Raw genomic sequence first — 14,768 nt, 5'->3', positions numbered from 1 at the left:
AATGCCCAGGTTTCACACGCTCAACTCGCGCCAGCGCAAGCAGGCAACGCCGTGACCGGCTTCATCATCCAGCTCCGGGTCGATGTCGGCGCATTCCGATGTCGCGTATTGGCAGCGCGTACGGAAGCGACACCCACTCGGAACATTGGACGGATCAGGCGGCTCACCTTGCAGGGAAAAATTTTCAGTGACGCGGGGCCCGCCGATCACAGGGGCAGCCGACAGCAAAGCCTGCGTGTAGGGGTGGCGTGGTGCGGCAAAAACCTCGGCGGTCCGCCCGATCTCGACGATCCTCCCGAGATACATCACGATCACACGGTCGCAGATCGACTGCACGACGGCGAGGTCATGGCTGATGAAGAGGTAGGTCAGATCGAACTCTGACTTCAGGTCGCGGAACAGCCTCAGCACGGTCGCCTGGACGGAAACGTCGAGCCCCGATGTGGGTTCGTCGAAAATGACCAGTTCCGGCCCAAGAACCAGAATCCGGGCCAAACCGACCCGTCGCTGCTGGCCGCCGCTGATCTCGTGGGGGTAGAGATCAAGATGCTCGACGGGCAATCCTACCGCCTTCACGATCTCCCTGACCTTTTCCTCCCGCTTCTCTTTCGGCCAGTCCGTGTGGATGATCAGCGGCTCGTGGAGCGAACGACGCAGCGTCCAGCGCGGGTCGAGGGAAGCGCCAGGGTCCTGGTAGACATATTGCAGTCGCGCCCGGATTCGCGCAGCGCGCTTCTGGCCCGGCGAGGCGATCCTCTCGCCCAGCATCCGGACTTCGCCCTCGCTGGGTTCGTGAATGCCCATGAGCGTCTTGCCGAGCGTGGACTTGCCACAGCCGGATTCCCCGACAATGCCCAGGATCTCGCCCGGCTCGACCGCGAAGGAGACATTGTCCAGCGCGCGCAGGCTGCCGACCTGCCGGTTTAGGAAACCCCGGACCGGAAAGTGCCGGGCCAGGTTGTCGACTTCCAGGATCGCGGGATTATCGCGCTCAGACATGCGCACTCTCCGCCTTGGCCAACCAGGGATGATGACACGCAACCGCGTGGCCATCGGAACCTGTCGTCAGCGCCGGCCTGCTCTCGTGACAGATGTCCGTTGCGCGGGGGCAGCGGGGATTGAAGCGGCAACCGTCGGGAGCCTTGAGCGGGCTTGGGACACCGCCGGGAATTCCGACGGGATCGCGCCCCGGGGACGGCAGGCTGTCAAGCAGCATGCGGGTATAAGGGTGGCGGGGGTCGCCGAAGAACTGTTCGCGCGGAGCGATCTCCGCTGTCTGCCCGGCATACATCACCACGATCCGGTCGCAGATTTCCCAGGCGGCACCGAGGTCATGGGTCGTGAACAGGACGGATACGCCGCGTTCGACCGCCAGCCGGCGCAACAGCCCGAGGATCTGCGCCTGAACCGTCACATCCAACGCCGTCGTCGGCTCGTCGGCGATGATCATCCGGGGCTGGGGGAGCAGCGCCATGGCGATCATCACGCGCTGACGCTGGCCGCCCGAGAGCTGATGAGGATATTTCGCCAGGATCGCTTTCGGCTGCGGCAGCTGGACCGCATCGAGCATGGCGATCGCGCTGGCCTCGTCGGCCTTCCGCGAGCGGCCAAAACTGCCCGCTCCATCCCGCGGGGCCTTGAAGCGCATCAGGTCCTGGATCTGGGTACCGATCCGGAACAGCGGATTGAAGCTCGCGAAGGGGTCCTGCGGGACGAAGGTCACGACGCGGCCGCGCAGATGTTCGGCCGCCTTGCCCCCCGAGAGCATATCGACACCATCGAGCCGGATATGTCCGCTGTTGATCTCCGTCTGGCCTTCGGGAAGCGTTCCCAGAATCGCACGGGCAAGCGTTGACTTGCCGCAGCCGGATTCTCCGACCAGGCCGACAATCTCTCCCGGCTTCACGCTGATATCGATCCGGTCGAGCACCTTGGCGATGCCCTTTTCGGTTCGGAAGCCCAGGGACAGGGCCTGGATATCGAGAAGATTGCTCATGATCAGACGCTGCGCCGCGTGCGCGGGTCGAGGATGTCGCGCAGGCCGTCGCCAAAGAGATTGAAGCCCAGCACCGTCAGGAAGATCGCGATGCCCGGAGCGAGCGCGTACCACCAGGCTTCGGGAAGGAATTCACGGCTCTCCGCAATCATCCGGCCCCATTCGGGCGTGGGCGGCGGCGCGCCAAGCCCGAGAAAGCCGAGCGTTGCCGCGGTGAGAATCGTCGCGCCCATGCCGATCGACGTCCGCACGATGATGGGCGAGGCGATGTTGGGCAGGATGTGCAGGACGATGACGCGCCAGGGCGATGCCCCGAGCGCGACGGCGGACTCCACGAAGACCTCGTTTCGCATCGACCGCGTCTCGGCATAGACCAGCCGCGCCCAGAATGGCCAGTAGGTCAGCGAGAGCGCCAGGATGACGTTCTCGATCGATGGCCCGAGCGTCTGCGCGATGGCGATGGCCAGGACGATCTGCGGCACGGCCAGGAAGATTTCGGCAATCCGCATCAGCGCGTCGCTGACCCAGTTCTGGTAGTAGCCGGCGATGAGGCCGATCGGCACGCCGATGACCAGTGCCGAGCCGATAGCGATCCCGGCCAGCATCAACGTGATCCTGGCGCCGAACAGCATGCGGCTGAAGATGTCGCTGCCCATACGGTCGGTGCCGAAAAGAGCGGTGGCCGAGGGCGGTTGAAGTCGGTTTCCGATGTGGAAATCGAAGACATCGTTGGGAAAGGGAGCCAACAGCGGCGCAAACAGCGCAGCCAGCACGAGAAGGCTCAACAGGCTCAACCCGATGAAAGCAGCCTTGTCCCTGGTGAGGCGCTTGAGGAGATCCATCATGCCGCCCCCCGCGGATCGATCGCGGCCTGCAGCATGTCCACCAGCAGGTTGATGAGGACGAACAAGGCCCCCGTGCAGAGGGTGAAACCCATCACCGCGTTGTAGTCGGACTGCAGGATCGAGCGCACGGCATAGGCGCCGAGACCCGGCCAGTCGAAGACGGTCTCGACCACGACCGCGCCCGCCAGGAGGATGCCGAAGATCAGGCCGAGCTGCGTGACGGTGGCAGTCAATGCCATGCGCAGCACGTATTTCCAGACGATCAGGCGGCGCGGCAGCCCCATCGCCGTCTGGTAGGCCACGGACGGCGAGCCGATCACGCCGATGACGCCGTTTCGGGTAAAGCGGACGACCGTGGCCGCCGCGGGCAGGGCCAGGGTGAGCGTCGGCAGGACGATGTGCCGGAATGCGGAGCCGATCATCTCGCTATCGCCCTCGATCATCGCATCGACCAGCATGAGCCCCGTCACCGTCTCCGGCGGAAATCCCTCGATGCGACCGGACAGCGGCAGCCACCCGAGCTTCATCGAGAACAGGAACTGGAACTGCATCGCCAGCCAGAAGGACGCCACCGCCAGGCCCGAAACCGTCACGATCCGAAGCACGTGATCGATCCACGAGTTGCGGTGCAGGCCGCAAAGGACCCCGAGGGGGATGCCGATGAAACCCGCGATCAGGACCGCGAAGATGGTTAGCTCCAGCGTGGCGGGCAGGCGCGATTTCAGGTCGTCGATGATGGGCTGCTGGGTGAAGAGGCTGACACCGAGATTGCCCTGCGCAATGTCGCGCAGGTAATTCACGAACTGCACCGGCAATGGCTTGTCGAACCCGAACCGCTCGCGCACCTGCTGCACCTGCTCGGGCGAGGAATTCTCCCCCGCGGCCAGAACCGCGGGGTCGACGGGAATCACGCGCGACAGCACGAACACGATCGCGAGCAGCCCCACGAGCGTCGGCACGAACCAAAGCAATCGGTTCGCCACCATTGACAGCCAGTTCATGGCGATGCCTCCGGTTGGAGAAGTCGAGGACCGCTCAGCGCTTCAGGGATGCCCAGCGAATATCCTGGCCATTGCTGGCCGGTGAGAAGCGGATGCCCTCGACCTTGCTCGAATAGGGTCCGTACCAGCGGGTGTTGTAGACGAAGATGCCGGCGGCATCGTCGTTCACCATCTGGGTCATCTCCTCGTAGAGCTTGCGCCGTTCATCCTGGTCTGCCGAGACGAGCGCACGATCGAGCCGTTTGTCGAATTCGGGATTGCTGTAATACGAGAAGGTGCGCGTGCCGTGATAACGCGTGCCATAGAGCTCGCCGACCCAGTTGTTCGGATCGACGTAGTAGGTGCTCTTCCATAGCGGCACGATATCCGCCTGCGTGTCGGCCTTGCGCATGCGGGTGGAGACGAGCGACCAGGGCGAGACCTCGACCACGACCTCGACCCCGATCTGGCGCAGGGTGCTCTGGAAGAGCGTGGCCGCCTGCTCCGACTCGCTGAAGCCGGCAAGGGCATTGATGGTGATCGGCCGCAGCGGCTCCGTGACCTTCTTCAGCTCCTCGCGGGCCTTGTCGAGGTTGTAGCTGTAGCCTTTGAGGCCGGGCGGCGTGCCCCAGATATTGTTCGGGTTCGGCCCCGGATTGCGCGAAACCGAATCCTTCATGATGCTCTTGATGAAGCCGTCATAGTCGAAGGCGTAGGCTAGCGCGCGGCGGAAGTTCGGGTTGTTCATCGGCGGCTTGGTGCAGTTCAGCGCCAGGATGAACACGCGCATCGATTCCTGCTCGATGATCTGAACGTTGCTCGACTGCCGGAGCCGCTGGATCTGATCGTAGGGAAGGTAGCCGTCGGCGCCCTGGAAATCGCCGCGGATCAGGCCGAGCACGCGCGTGTTCGTCTCGAGAACCGTGCGGAATTCCAGATCGTCGAAAGGCTGACCGGTCCAGCCCGCGAAATGGTCGGCGAAGCGACGTGCGGTGAAGCCCACGGCCGGATCATGCCGGCGCAGGGCATAGGAACCGGAACCCGCCTCATTCCTGGCGAGCCAGGCCTCGCCCCAGTCGCCATCCTTCTCATTGGCCTTCACCAGCGCGCTGTTGACCACGAGGATGTCGGGCACGGTCGTGAGAAAGATCGCCGATGGGGCATTCAGGTTGAAGACGACCGTGTGCGGGTCGGGCGCCTGTGTTGATCCGGGCTTGATGCTGGCGAGGTAGAGACTGGCCGGGCCCTTCTTGAGGGCGAGGATGCGCTCGATCGAATAGACGACGTCGGCCGATGTCAGCGGCTTGCCATCGTGGAACTTGGCATTCTGCCGCAGCTTGAACGTGTAGACCTTGCCGTCATCCGAGACGGTATGGCTTTCCGCGAGCCATGGGATCATCTTCGGAGGATTGTCGACCCAGCGGTAGAGCCCGTCATAGAGATTGAAGCGCGAGGCGGCGCGGGCCGTGTCGAAAATGGTGTGCGGGTCGAGATTGTCGTACGGGCTGTTGTTCGCGTAGACGAACTTGCCGCCGGCCTGTGCGAGAACTCCCTCGATCGAGAGCGATGCCAGGGCGACCGATCCCGCAACCGCTTTAAGTGCGTCTCTCCGTGTCGTCGTCATGCCGTCCCTCCATTGTTATCGTGTTTCAAGGACTGCCGGTCACCGAAACGACCTGGCCTGTGATGAAGTCCGCATAGTCAGAGGCAAGGAACATGACCGTGTAGGCAATGTCCTGCGGTGTCCCCGGACGGCGTCGTGCCGTGTTGGCGATCATGTTTTCCTGCCGCTCGGCCGAGTATGATTGCCACTGCCGCTCATAGTCCGGGCTCGTGCGCTGGAACCCGGGAGCAACTGCGTTGACCGTGATCCCGAATGGCCCGAGCTCCTGCCCGAGTTGGCGCGCCAGCCCGATCTCGCCAGCCTTGGCGGAAGCGTAGGCCTGGATGCCCGTCAGCGAGGTGCGCAGCCCCGCACCACTGGCGATCAGCACGATCCGCCCCTTGCCGCGGGCCTTCATGCCGGCACAAACCGCCTGGGACGCCAGGAAGGCGCCGGTCAGATTGACGTCGAGCACGGCGCGCCAGTCCGCCTCTTCGACGTCCTCGAGCGGCTTCGCGCTTTGCCCGAGAACCCCACCGGCCACATAGACAAGGACGTCAGGCGCTCGCCCGCTGATCCTCTCGGCCTCCGCAACCCAACCGTTGACCGCTGCCTTGTCGAGCAGGTCGAGCTGCGTCGGGTGCGCTGGCAGGCCAGCCATCTCTTCCTTGAGCCGGTCGGCCGCGAAAACCTGGGCGCCCCTCGCTGCGAATTCCTCGACGATGCCGCGGCCGATCCCGCGGGCAGCTCCAGCCACAAGCACCGTCTGATTGGCGAACTCGATATTCACGCCGCATCCTCCAGCTGACGGGGCAGGATCTGCGGGTACTGCGCCAGAACATTGACGAAGGCCCGTTCCAAAGCCGCGACCGGATCCCTGTCAGCGGCGCCATCCGCATTCACCGCCGCAAAGAGTTCGTGTTTGACGAAGAAGCGCCACTCGACTGGAAGGGCGAACAACTGCTGTGACAGCCGGTCCCAAACCGCATCCGACCAGATGCGCTCGAAGCTCAGCCTCTCGGGGTCGAAGGTCATGCCTTTGATGGTTTCCCGCGGTGCCGACCGCAGGGCCTTGGTGGCGGCCTCGTCGACGACACCGTCCTTGACGACCACGCCATAGGCTCTGGCGCCGCCCTCGGTGACCTTGCCCCCGAGGACATCCTGCAGGACTTCCTCAAGCGGGCGCTCGAACGGGTCGCCCCAGCCGCCCGCTCCCGCGGCCGAAATGGTCAGCACGTCGCCTGGACCGCAGCGAACCACGTCGGTATTCCCCAGGTCTTCCGGCTTCGTGTTGCCGTTGGCGCGCTGGAAGCTGCAGGTCGAGCCTGGCAGTCCGCCTTCGAGTCCCCAGCAGGAGAAACGCACACGGTCCCGGTTCCGGGCGGTCACGACCGAGTTCGGCGTGAACATCTGGAAGGTCATCTGAGCCGCGAGGCCGCCGCGATAGCGACCAGGACCGCCGGAATCCGGCACGAGCTCGTAGCTCCTGACGCGGATCGGCACCTCGGCCTCGGTGATCTCGACGGGCGTGTTCTTCAGGAAGGAGTTCGAACCGTCCTGGCCATCCTCGAACGAACTCCCGCCACCGCCGCCGGTGATGGGATTGATCGAGGCCATGGCCAGGCGCCCCGTACGGCTGTCCGTGGTGCGCACGTTCAGGATGCCGCCGCCGCCCGCGGGACCGGCAGGCAGGCGATCGGGCATCGCACGCGAGAAGGCACCGATGACCATGCCTTGAATGCGTGCGCAGGTCAGGCTGCGCATGCCCGTGGCCGCCGGGTAGACCGGATTGACAACGGACCCTTCCGGCAGAATGCACTGAACCGGTCGCAGAAGCCCCATGTTGAGGGCGACCGTTCGATCGAGCGAGTAGACGACGTAATTGTAGCCGACGAGCGGCAGGATATGGCGCGGCAGACCGCCGGTCGGCATGTTCAGCGCCGATTGGAGCTGCGGGTCGCTGCCCGTGAAGTCGAAGACCGCTTCGTCGCCTCGCACCTTGACGGACAGTTTCAGGCGGCAGGGAATGCCGCCGGGGCTGTCCTCGTCGATATAGTCGGTGAAATCGTAATCCCCGTCCTGCATCGACGCGAAGAGCTGGCGCGCCTGTTTCTCCGCCAGGTCGAGCACGCCATAGGTCGCGGCGCAGACGGTATCGACGCCGAAGCGCGCGACGGCCTCGCGGATCTTGCGTTCACCGGTCTTGAGCGAGGCGATCTGGGCTTTCAGGTCGCCCCAGTTCTGATCCGGCATGCGGACGTTGCGCAGCATGATGCGCAACACGCTTTCATTCATCACCCCGGCTTCGACCAGCTTCATAGGTGGAATCCGGATCCCTTCCTGCTGCACCTCCGTGAGCGCGCGGGACAGCGAGGCCGGCACGGCGCCGCCCATATCGGTATTGTGGATATGGCCGACCGCGAAGCAGATCAGCCTGTCCTCATGGAAGACGGGCATCCACAGGTGGATGTCGGGGGCGTGGGTGCAGACGTAGCCGGAATACGGGTCGTTGGTGATGCAGATGTCGCCAGGCTTGTAATCCGCGATGGCGTCGATCGCGCCCTTGTAGTCGAGCCCGATGAACCAGGTCGCGCCGAGGTCCTTCGGGCTGGCGAAGGTTTGCCCGCACGGCGTCGTCAATCCGCTGGTGAAATCCTCCGTCTCCTTGACGAAAGCGGAATGGGCCGTGCGCAGAAGCGTGAACGCCATGCTCTCGGCCGCAGCCTCGAAATGGCTCTTCAGGATCTGCAGCGTTACCGGATCCAGCGCCGCCATCAGATCGCACTCCGCTTCAAGATCAGATTGCCGAAGCCATCGACATGGCCCTCGAAACCGGGCGGAGCCCAGGTCGTCGTATCGTCCTGCAGGATCACGGCCGGACCGGCGAAGGACGAGCCCGGGGACAGGTCGTTGCGATCGAAGAGGCCGGCCTCGACGATGGAGCCCTGATGGGCGATCGGGATCAGCTTCCCGGGCTGGACCTGCTGCTGCGTCACGCGCTGTTCCGCGAAGTGAGGCTTGGGCGTGACGCCAGCAATGACGACGCGGATTGCTACGATCTGCACATCCGCTGCGTCGTCCGAGTGGTCGTAGATTTCGGCGTGGCGCTTGTGGAAGGCAGCGGCGATGGCGCCGTGATCGCCATCGACGACCCAGGACTGCTCCAGGGGCGTCTCGATCTCGTAGGACTGGCCGCGGTAGCGCATGTCTGCCGTGATCGACAGCGCGGCCTCGCCCGCATAGCCCTGGCCTTCGATCAGCCAGGCGCGCGCTTCCTTGGTGAGATCGTCCATCGCCCGGCGCAAGCCGTCGGCTGAGTTCGGGCCGACATCGAGGAAGACCACGCGCACGAAGTCCGATCGCAGATCGGCCAGAAGGCCTCCCAGCGCGGCCAGAACACCGGGAGTCTGGGGGATGATGACCGACTGCATCCCCATGGCATCGGCCAGCAGGCAGCCGAGCATCGGACCAGCACCGCCGAAGGCCAGCAGCGCGTAGCCGCTCGGCTCTTCGCCAACCTGGGAGAACAGCCGGCTCGTTTCGCGATACATGTTGGCGACGGCCAGCTGGATGATGGCTTCGGCGGCGAGCGTCGACGAGCGGTCGAGGCCCCTGGCGATCGGCTCAAGTGCAGCAAGTGCCTGGGAGCGGTCGACATTGACGGCTCCGTATCCGAGCCCGCCGGCCCCCAGAACGCCGATCGTCGCGAAGGCATCGGTGATCGTCGCTCGTTCGCCGCCTCGGCCGTAACAGGCCGGCCCCGGTGTCGAGCCGGCGCTTTCGGGCCCGACGCGCAGGACGCCCAACGCGTCAACCGACGCAATCGAGCCCCCGCCGGCGCCGATCGAGGACACCGAGACCGTCGGAAGATAGATCGGATACTCCCCGACGAGCTCGCCGGAGCGGAAGTCGGGCATACCGTCCTTCAGGAGGGCGACGTCGGCGCTCGTGCCGCCGATGTCGAGGCTCATGACCCTCGAGAAGCCGGCCAGCTTGGCCGTGAAGCCTGCACCGATCACGCCGGCAGCCGTGCCGGATAGCAGCATCTCGATGCTGCGCACCTTGCCGGCCGCTGCGGTCATGACGCCGCCATTCGACTTGGTGATCATCGGAGCCGGAACGACGCCCCGCTCGATCAGGGCGTCCTCGAGGCGGCCGATATAATGGGACACACGCGGCTGCACCGAGCCGTGGATACAGGCTGTGATGGTCCGCTCGTACTCCCTGACGATCGGCCAGACGTCTGCGGAGCAGAAAACCGGCAGGTCGGGGCGCAGGCGATTGATCTCCGCCTTGACCAATCGCTCGTGAGCCGGGTTCTTGTAGCTGTGAAGCAAGGCGATGACGATCGCTTCGGCGCCTCTTGCTTCTGCCTGCTCGAGCGCCGCGGCGATCGCTGCCGGATCCGGAACGATTTCCGCCACGCCATCGGCGTTGATGCGTTCCAGCAAGGGAACCACCCGGTCTCGCGGGACGAGCGGAACCGGCCGGCGCGAGAACAGGTCGTAGGGATCGGGTATCTTGAGGCGAGCCAATTCGAGCACGTCACGGAAACCCGCGGTGACGATGAGCCCGAGCTTGGCGCCCTTGCCCTGGATGATGCTGTTCACGCCGACAGTCGAGCCGTGGGTGAAGTAGCTGACCTGCGAAGGCGCGATGCCGAAGCGCTTCTCGATCTCGTCCAGCCCCTGAAGCACCTCGGCTCCAGGCGCATCGGGACGAGACAGAACCTTGAGTGTCCGCAGATTCAGCGTCGCCTCGTCCAGCACGCTGAAATCGGTGAAGGTGCCGCCGATATCGACGCCGATGCGATAGCCCATCGCTCAGCTCCGGCTGCTGTCGACTGACGGGGCCGGCGCGCTAAGGCCTGCTTCGGAGGCGCAATACCGGCAGATCTCCTCATGCGTGGCGAACCAGACGGAGCCCTTCGCCTTCGCCGCCCTGATCACCTCGTCCAGAATGAAGATCCGCGAGCGGTGCCCGGTGATGTGCGGATGCATCGTCAGCTGGAAGAGACCGCCTTCCTCCGCGGCGACGTCCAGCTCCCGCAGGAAGATATCGAGCACCATCGGAGGGCCGCTGTGAGGCCTCAGCCCCTTGAAGCGATCCATGCCGAAATAGACGGCATCGTCGCGGATCCACTCGACAGGCAGCTCGACGATTCCGGTCGGCTGCCCCTCGTCGAGAAGCTCGTAGGGCTCGTCGTCCGCCATCAGGGAGGAATCGTAAAGCAATCCCATTTCGCGCACGATCTTCAACGTCCACGGGCTGAAATCCCATGATGCGGTGCGCATCCCTTTCGGCTCGCGCCCGGTCAATTTCGTCAGGGTGTCGCGGGCACGAAGCGCCAGATCGCGCTCGGTGTCGTAGTCGAGAACCGAGTTCAGCTCGTGGATCCAGCTATGGATCGCGACCTCGTGCCCGGCATCCGCAACCGAACGCGCCTCCCGGTCATGCAGAAGCGCCGCAACGGCCGGCATGAAGAAGCTGGCTGGGACGGAATGCCGGGCGAGCGTCGCCAGGATGCGCGGAATGCCCGATCGATTGCCGTATTGCCCCTGGCTGAGCTTCGAGTAGGAGCGCCCGCCCTCCCGGAGCTCGTTCGTCTCGTGATCGGAGTCGAAGGACAGGGCGACCGCGAAGCGGGCGCCATCCTTCCAGACTCCAGGCTTGAGCGAACGCCCCGCCCGGACATGACTGACGACCTGTCGCCAGGTCTCCTCGCTCCATGTCCAGGGCTTGGTGTCAGGGGGGAGCTTGACGGTCATGGGGATCACTCAGCGATTGAACTGGAACCCGTCCACCACGATGTCTTGGCCCGTGATGAAGCAAGGGGTCGAAGTTGCGAGGAACGTGACGAGCTCAGCCACATCGTCGGGCTTGCCCATTCGCTTCAGAGCGATGCCGGCATCGGCGATCGCGGGGCCGCGAGCCCGGGTCAGCGTGTTGCCGACTTCCGTCTCGATGATGCCCGGGCACACGGCATTGATCAGGATCTCGGGGCCGAGTTCCTTGGCGAGAGCCCGGGTCATCCCGATGATCCCCGCCTTTGCGGCAGCGTAGGCGAACCGGCTGACGGCAGCCGTCACGCCACCCGAATGCGCGTTCAGCGACGACATCGAGACGATGCGGCCATGACCCTGACGCTGCATGATGGGCGCGACAGCCTGGATGTAATTGAAGCAGCTCTTCAGATTGAGAGCGATCGTGTGGTCGAACTCGGCTTCGGTGATCTCGAAGATGCCCTTCGGCATCCCCTTCCCGGCATTGTTCACAAGGACGTCGACGCGCCCCCATTGGCCAGCGACTTCCGTGACAATACGGTTCGCCTCTTCTTTGAAGATGACGTCCGACTGGAAAGTCAATGCGCGGCGTCCAAGCGCTTTTATCTCTTCAGCAGTGCGAGACAGCTCGTCAGACAGCAGATCAACGAGCGCAATATCCAGCCCAGCTTTTGCAAGAGACAGGGCGCAAGCGCGTCCGATACCTCGCGCGCCACCCGTGACAATCGCCACGGACGCAGCGTTGCTTGAAATCATGGCATGCCCTCTTTCAAGAGTGTTGATTTCCTCTTGATTAAGAGTGAGCCTATCGCCGGCAAATTGGTTCGCCAAGAGAGATTCGGTTCACGTGCATGAACACTGAGGTCAAATCCGCAGCCCGTGTGCTGGACCTGCTGGAGTATCTCGCCGGCTGCTCGGAGCCCGTGAAGCTCAAGGAGATCGTCGCCGCGCTGGGATTTCCGAAGAGCAGCGCTCATGCGCTGGCGCAGACCCTGGTCTCGCGCGGGTATGCGATCCAGGACGCAACCGAGCGCTACGTGCTCGTCCATGCGAGCAGGCATCAATCGGCATCGCGGGCCCTCGAAGCCCGTCTGCTGTCGGCGGCCCATCCGATCATGGAGCAGCTTCGCGACGAAACAGGCGAGACCGTCATGCTGGCGGTTTTGACCGTGCGGGGCGATTGTCGACGAATCGCCAAATGCGTGAGCCGGCAGGCTGTGCGCTACGATATCGAACTGGATGGCCTGTCCGATTCCTATTGCTCGGCAACCGGCCGCGTCCTGCTTGCGCATTGGGATCCGGCTCTCACCGACGGGTACTTTGCGAGAGCGCATCTCGTACCCAGGACACCCAAGACGGTCACCGACCCCGGCACGATACGGGGAATGTTCGAGACGATCCGCGCGGAAGGCATTGCCGTCAGCGACGAGGAACACGTCACTGGCTCCACGGGACTTGCCGCGCCGATCTGGGGGAGAGAGGGCAAGGTGATAGCCGCTCTCAACCTTGGTGTTGTGACGCTGCGATACCATGCCCGCGCGAACGAGCTTGCAGAGCTTCTCAGGAATGGCGCGCGTCGCATAAGCGAACGGCTCGGCCACAAAAGCGGCTCGAATCCGGCCATCCTAACGACAGTACCGAGGCCGCCGCGAGCCTTGAGCGACGGTTAGGCTGGGCTGCCAGCGTAGAAACGAGCGGTCCTTCATCCTTGGCTGCCGGAGATGGCGTTCGGTGCAGCCGTCTCGCACGTTCCTTGGCCGGGACGTGTTCTCTGCACGCGCATGCGAGCATTTCGTGCCAGCCCGGGCGCGAGAAAAGAAATGCATATTTGAGATCAGAAAAACAATTTGTTAGTTGAGGCAAAGCCGTGCCGCTGCAGCGCCGGGCTGACAGGCGGACAGATCCGAAGCCGCCGGCGCCTGGCGCGGTGATGGATTCCGTTCACGGACTTCGAACGCAAGAAGGCTTCCATGAAGATCATCATACTGCCCGGGGACGGCATCGGGCCCGAGATCACCGAGGCCACGCTGCGGGTTCTGCAGGCGGCCGACCGGGCTTTGTCGCTGGAGCTGGAATTCGAGCCGCACGAGATCGGTCTCGCCAGCCTGAAGGCACAGGGCACCACCCTGCCCGACGCAGTGATGCAGCGCATCCCGCAGGTCGATGGCGTGATCCTGGGGCCGGTTTCCCATTACGAGTACCCCTCGCGGGACCAGGGCGGGATCAATCCGTCGGGCGAGCTTCGCGTCAAGTTCGAGCTCTATTCGAATGTTCGACCCTGCCGGTCGCGTCCGGAGATGAGCATCCTGCGCAGGCCCATGAATCTCGTCATCATCCGCGAGGCGACGGAAGGCTTCTACTCGGACCGCAATATGTTCGCGGGCTCGGGGGAATTCATGCCCGATCCGGACATGGCGCTCTCGGTCCGCAAGATCACCGCCAGGGCCTGCGAGCGCGTCGCCCGCACTGCGTTTGAGCTGGCGAGCCTCCGCAGAAAGAAGGTCACCGCCGTTCACAAGGCGAATGTGCTCAAGCTCTCGGACGGCCTGTTCCTCCGGGAAGTCCGCAAGGTCGCAGCCGAATATCCCGATATCGAGCTCGAAGAGCTGATCGTCGATGCGACGGCCGCGCTCCTCATCCGGACACCCGATCGTTTCGACGTCATGGTCACCACCAACATGTTCGGAGACATTCTCTCCGACGAGGCATCCGAACTGTCGGGCAGCCTCGGCCTCGGTGGTTCGATCAATGCCGGCGACACGATCTGCGTCGCCCAGGCCCAGCATGGTTCGGCCCCTGACATCGCCGGCCAGGATATCGCCAACCCGACATCGTTGATCCTGTCGGCCGCAATGCTGCTGCAATGGCGCGGGCAGCGCGACGGAAACCCGAAGCTTCTGGATGCCGCTCGCCTGATCGAAGCGGCGGTCGAACACACCCTCGACAATCCGGCGACGCGTACGCGGGACATTGGCGGGGAGCTTGGCACAAAGGCCTTCGCCGGCGCCGTGATCGCGGCGATCCCGTCCATGGCCGCCCGCGTCGCGGCCCTCTGAGTTCAAATGCGAAAGGAAGAGGCATGCCGACACCAGCCAAGCCGGCCGTTCTGCGGCCGTCCGAAATCCCGGCCCGCCAGCGCGGCGGCGGTGCCAGGACCATTCCCCTGGTCACGCGGCGGACCGGGTCCACCAGCTTCATCAACGGCATCACGCTCTTCGAGCCGGGTGCCGCGATCCCGATGCACAGGCACAATTGCGAGGAAAGCGTCATGCTCCTCGAAGGCACGGCAATCGCGGAGATCGACGGTGTCGAATATCCGATCCAGGCCGGCGACATCACCTTCATCCCGGCGAATCTTCCGCATCGCTTCCGCAACGTCTCCGACAGCGAAGGCATGAAGATCCTCTGGATCTACACGTCGATCGATGCGACCCGCACGCTGATCGAAACGGGAGACACCCGCTCCATCGACGAAGAGCACAAGGCCCCGGTCGCGAACTGAGGATGCCGCTCCCGCTCGCGGTTCAGCCAAGCCCGATATTGGCCATTTCATGATATAAA

The 14,768-nt window shown here is 64.2% G+C and carries 13 protein-coding genes; 3 read left to right on the top strand and 10 right to left on the bottom strand.

Features of this window, described 5'->3' with window-relative positions; translation table 11 throughout:
* Nucleotides 1-12 precede the first annotated feature (12 nt).
* The 10 genes from ASE61_RS06210 to ASE61_RS06165 are packed head-to-tail and all read right to left on the bottom strand — an operon-like array spanning nucleotide 13 to nucleotide 11,963.
* Entirely contained in the window at nucleotides 13-999 is a 987-nt protein-coding gene (locus ASE61_RS06210; RefSeq protein ID WP_061965817.1) for an ABC transporter ATP-binding protein, read from the bottom strand.
* Nucleotides 992-1,996: an ABC transporter ATP-binding protein gene (locus ASE61_RS06205; protein ID WP_200959605.1), complete on the bottom strand. Its 1,005-nt coding sequence runs from the start codon at nucleotides 1,994-1,996 to the stop codon at nucleotides 992-994. The genes ASE61_RS06210 and ASE61_RS06205 overlap by 8 nt, the downstream gene beginning before the upstream one ends.
* A gap of 2 nt (nucleotides 1,997-1,998) precedes the next feature.
* On the bottom strand, nucleotides 1,999-2,841 hold the full coding sequence (locus tag ASE61_RS06200) for an ABC transporter permease (RefSeq protein ID WP_061965816.1): 843 nt from the start codon (nucleotides 2,839-2,841) through the stop codon (nucleotides 1,999-2,001).
* The gene (locus ASE61_RS06195; RefSeq protein ID WP_061965814.1) at nucleotides 2,838-3,842 is read right to left on the bottom strand and encodes an ABC transporter permease; all 1,005 of its coding nucleotides are present in this window, start codon (nucleotides 3,840-3,842) and stop codon (nucleotides 2,838-2,840) included. The genes ASE61_RS06200 and ASE61_RS06195 overlap by 4 nt, the downstream gene beginning before the upstream one ends.
* A gap of 34 nt (nucleotides 3,843-3,876) precedes the next feature.
* Entirely contained in the window at nucleotides 3,877-5,445 is a 1,569-nt protein-coding gene (locus tag ASE61_RS06190; protein WP_061965812.1) for an ABC transporter substrate-binding protein, read from the bottom strand.
* Between the two features lie 25 nt (nucleotides 5,446-5,470).
* The gene (locus ASE61_RS06185) at nucleotides 5,471-6,214 is read right to left on the bottom strand and encodes an SDR family NAD(P)-dependent oxidoreductase (protein ID WP_061965810.1); all 744 of its coding nucleotides are present in this window, start codon (nucleotides 6,212-6,214) and stop codon (nucleotides 5,471-5,473) included.
* Complete coding sequence (locus ASE61_RS06180; protein ID WP_061965808.1) at nucleotides 6,211-8,199, bottom strand: hydantoinase B/oxoprolinase family protein; 1,989 nt, start codon at nucleotides 8,197-8,199, stop codon at nucleotides 6,211-6,213. Before ASE61_RS06180 ends, ASE61_RS06185 begins: the two co-directional genes overlap by 4 nt.
* Nucleotides 8,199-10,244, bottom strand: a complete 2,046-nt coding sequence (locus ASE61_RS06175) for a hydantoinase/oxoprolinase family protein (RefSeq protein ID WP_061965806.1) — start codon at nucleotides 10,242-10,244, stop codon at nucleotides 8,199-8,201. Before ASE61_RS06175 ends, ASE61_RS06180 begins: the two co-directional genes overlap by 1 nt.
* Before the next feature lie 3 nt (nucleotides 10,245-10,247).
* Entirely contained in the window at nucleotides 10,248-11,192 is a 945-nt protein-coding gene (locus tag ASE61_RS06170) for a polysaccharide deacetylase family protein (protein ID WP_061965803.1), read from the bottom strand.
* Between the two features lie 9 nt (nucleotides 11,193-11,201).
* Nucleotides 11,202-11,963, bottom strand: a complete 762-nt coding sequence (locus tag ASE61_RS06165) for an SDR family NAD(P)-dependent oxidoreductase (RefSeq protein WP_061965801.1) — start codon at nucleotides 11,961-11,963, stop codon at nucleotides 11,202-11,204.
* 95 nt (nucleotides 11,964-12,058) lie between these two features.
* Between ASE61_RS06165 and ASE61_RS06160 the strand changes: the two genes are divergently transcribed.
* The 3 genes from ASE61_RS06160 (at nucleotide 12,059) to ASE61_RS06150 (ending at nucleotide 14,709) form a co-directional block, all read left to right on the top strand.
* Complete coding sequence (locus tag ASE61_RS06160) at nucleotides 12,059-12,877, top strand: IclR family transcriptional regulator (protein WP_082617251.1); 819 nt, start codon at nucleotides 12,059-12,061, stop codon at nucleotides 12,875-12,877.
* A 300-nt stretch (nucleotides 12,878-13,177) separates the two neighbouring features.
* A complete protein-coding gene (locus ASE61_RS06155) occupies nucleotides 13,178-14,263 on the top strand; it encodes an isocitrate/isopropylmalate dehydrogenase family protein (protein ID WP_061965799.1) in 1,086 nt (361 codons plus the stop codon).
* A 23-nt stretch (nucleotides 14,264-14,286) separates the two neighbouring features.
* Nucleotides 14,287-14,709: a cupin domain-containing protein gene (locus tag ASE61_RS06150; protein WP_082617250.1), complete on the top strand. Its 423-nt coding sequence runs from the start codon at nucleotides 14,287-14,289 to the stop codon at nucleotides 14,707-14,709.
* Nucleotides 14,710-14,768 lie beyond the last annotated feature (59 nt).

Source organism: Allobosea sp. Root670 (genome assembly GCF_001429415.1).
GTDB lineage: Bacteria > Pseudomonadota > Alphaproteobacteria > Rhizobiales > Beijerinckiaceae > Allobosea > Allobosea robiniae.
The sequence above is the reverse complement of the archived record's forward strand: the minus strand, read 5'-3'. Positions and strand labels throughout refer to the sequence as shown.

What these genes read in the sequence shown, in the direction of transcription:
- ASE61_RS06155 (WP_061965799.1), top strand. Translation starts at nt 13,178, where the DNA reads ATGAAGATCATCATACTGCCCGGGGACGGCATCGGGCCCGAGATCACC.
- ASE61_RS06210 (WP_061965817.1), bottom strand. Translation starts at nt 999, where the DNA reads ATGTCTGAGCGCGATAATCCCGCGATCCTGGAAGTCGACAACCTGGCC.
- ASE61_RS06175 (WP_061965806.1), bottom strand. Translation starts at nt 10,244, where the DNA reads ATGGGCTATCGCATCGGCGTCGATATCGGCGGCACCTTCACCGATTTC.
- ASE61_RS06165 (WP_061965801.1), bottom strand. Translation starts at nt 11,963, where the DNA reads ATGATTTCAAGCAACGCTGCGTCCGTGGCGATTGTCACGGGTGGCGCG.
- ASE61_RS06205 (WP_200959605.1), bottom strand. Translation starts at nt 1,996, where the DNA reads ATGAGCAATCTTCTCGATATCCAGGCCCTGTCCCTGGGCTTCCGAACC.
- ASE61_RS06195 (WP_061965814.1), bottom strand. Translation starts at nt 3,842, where the DNA reads ATGAACTGGCTGTCAATGGTGGCGAACCGATTGCTTTGGTTCGTGCCG.
- ASE61_RS06180 (WP_061965808.1), bottom strand. Translation starts at nt 8,199, where the DNA reads ATGGCGGCGCTGGATCCGGTAACGCTGCAGATCCTGAAGAGCCATTTC.
- ASE61_RS06160 (WP_082617251.1), top strand. Translation starts at nt 12,059, where the DNA reads ATGAACACTGAGGTCAAATCCGCAGCCCGTGTGCTGGACCTGCTGGAG.
- ASE61_RS06170 (WP_061965803.1), bottom strand. Translation starts at nt 11,192, where the DNA reads ATGACCGTCAAGCTCCCCCCTGACACCAAGCCCTGGACATGGAGCGAG.
- ASE61_RS06200 (WP_061965816.1), bottom strand. Translation starts at nt 2,841, where the DNA reads ATGATGGATCTCCTCAAGCGCCTCACCAGGGACAAGGCTGCTTTCATC.
- ASE61_RS06150 (WP_082617250.1), top strand. Translation starts at nt 14,287, where the DNA reads ATGCCGACACCAGCCAAGCCGGCCGTTCTGCGGCCGTCCGAAATCCCG.
- ASE61_RS06190 (WP_061965812.1), bottom strand. Translation starts at nt 5,445, where the DNA reads ATGACGACGACACGGAGAGACGCACTTAAAGCGGTTGCGGGATCGGTC.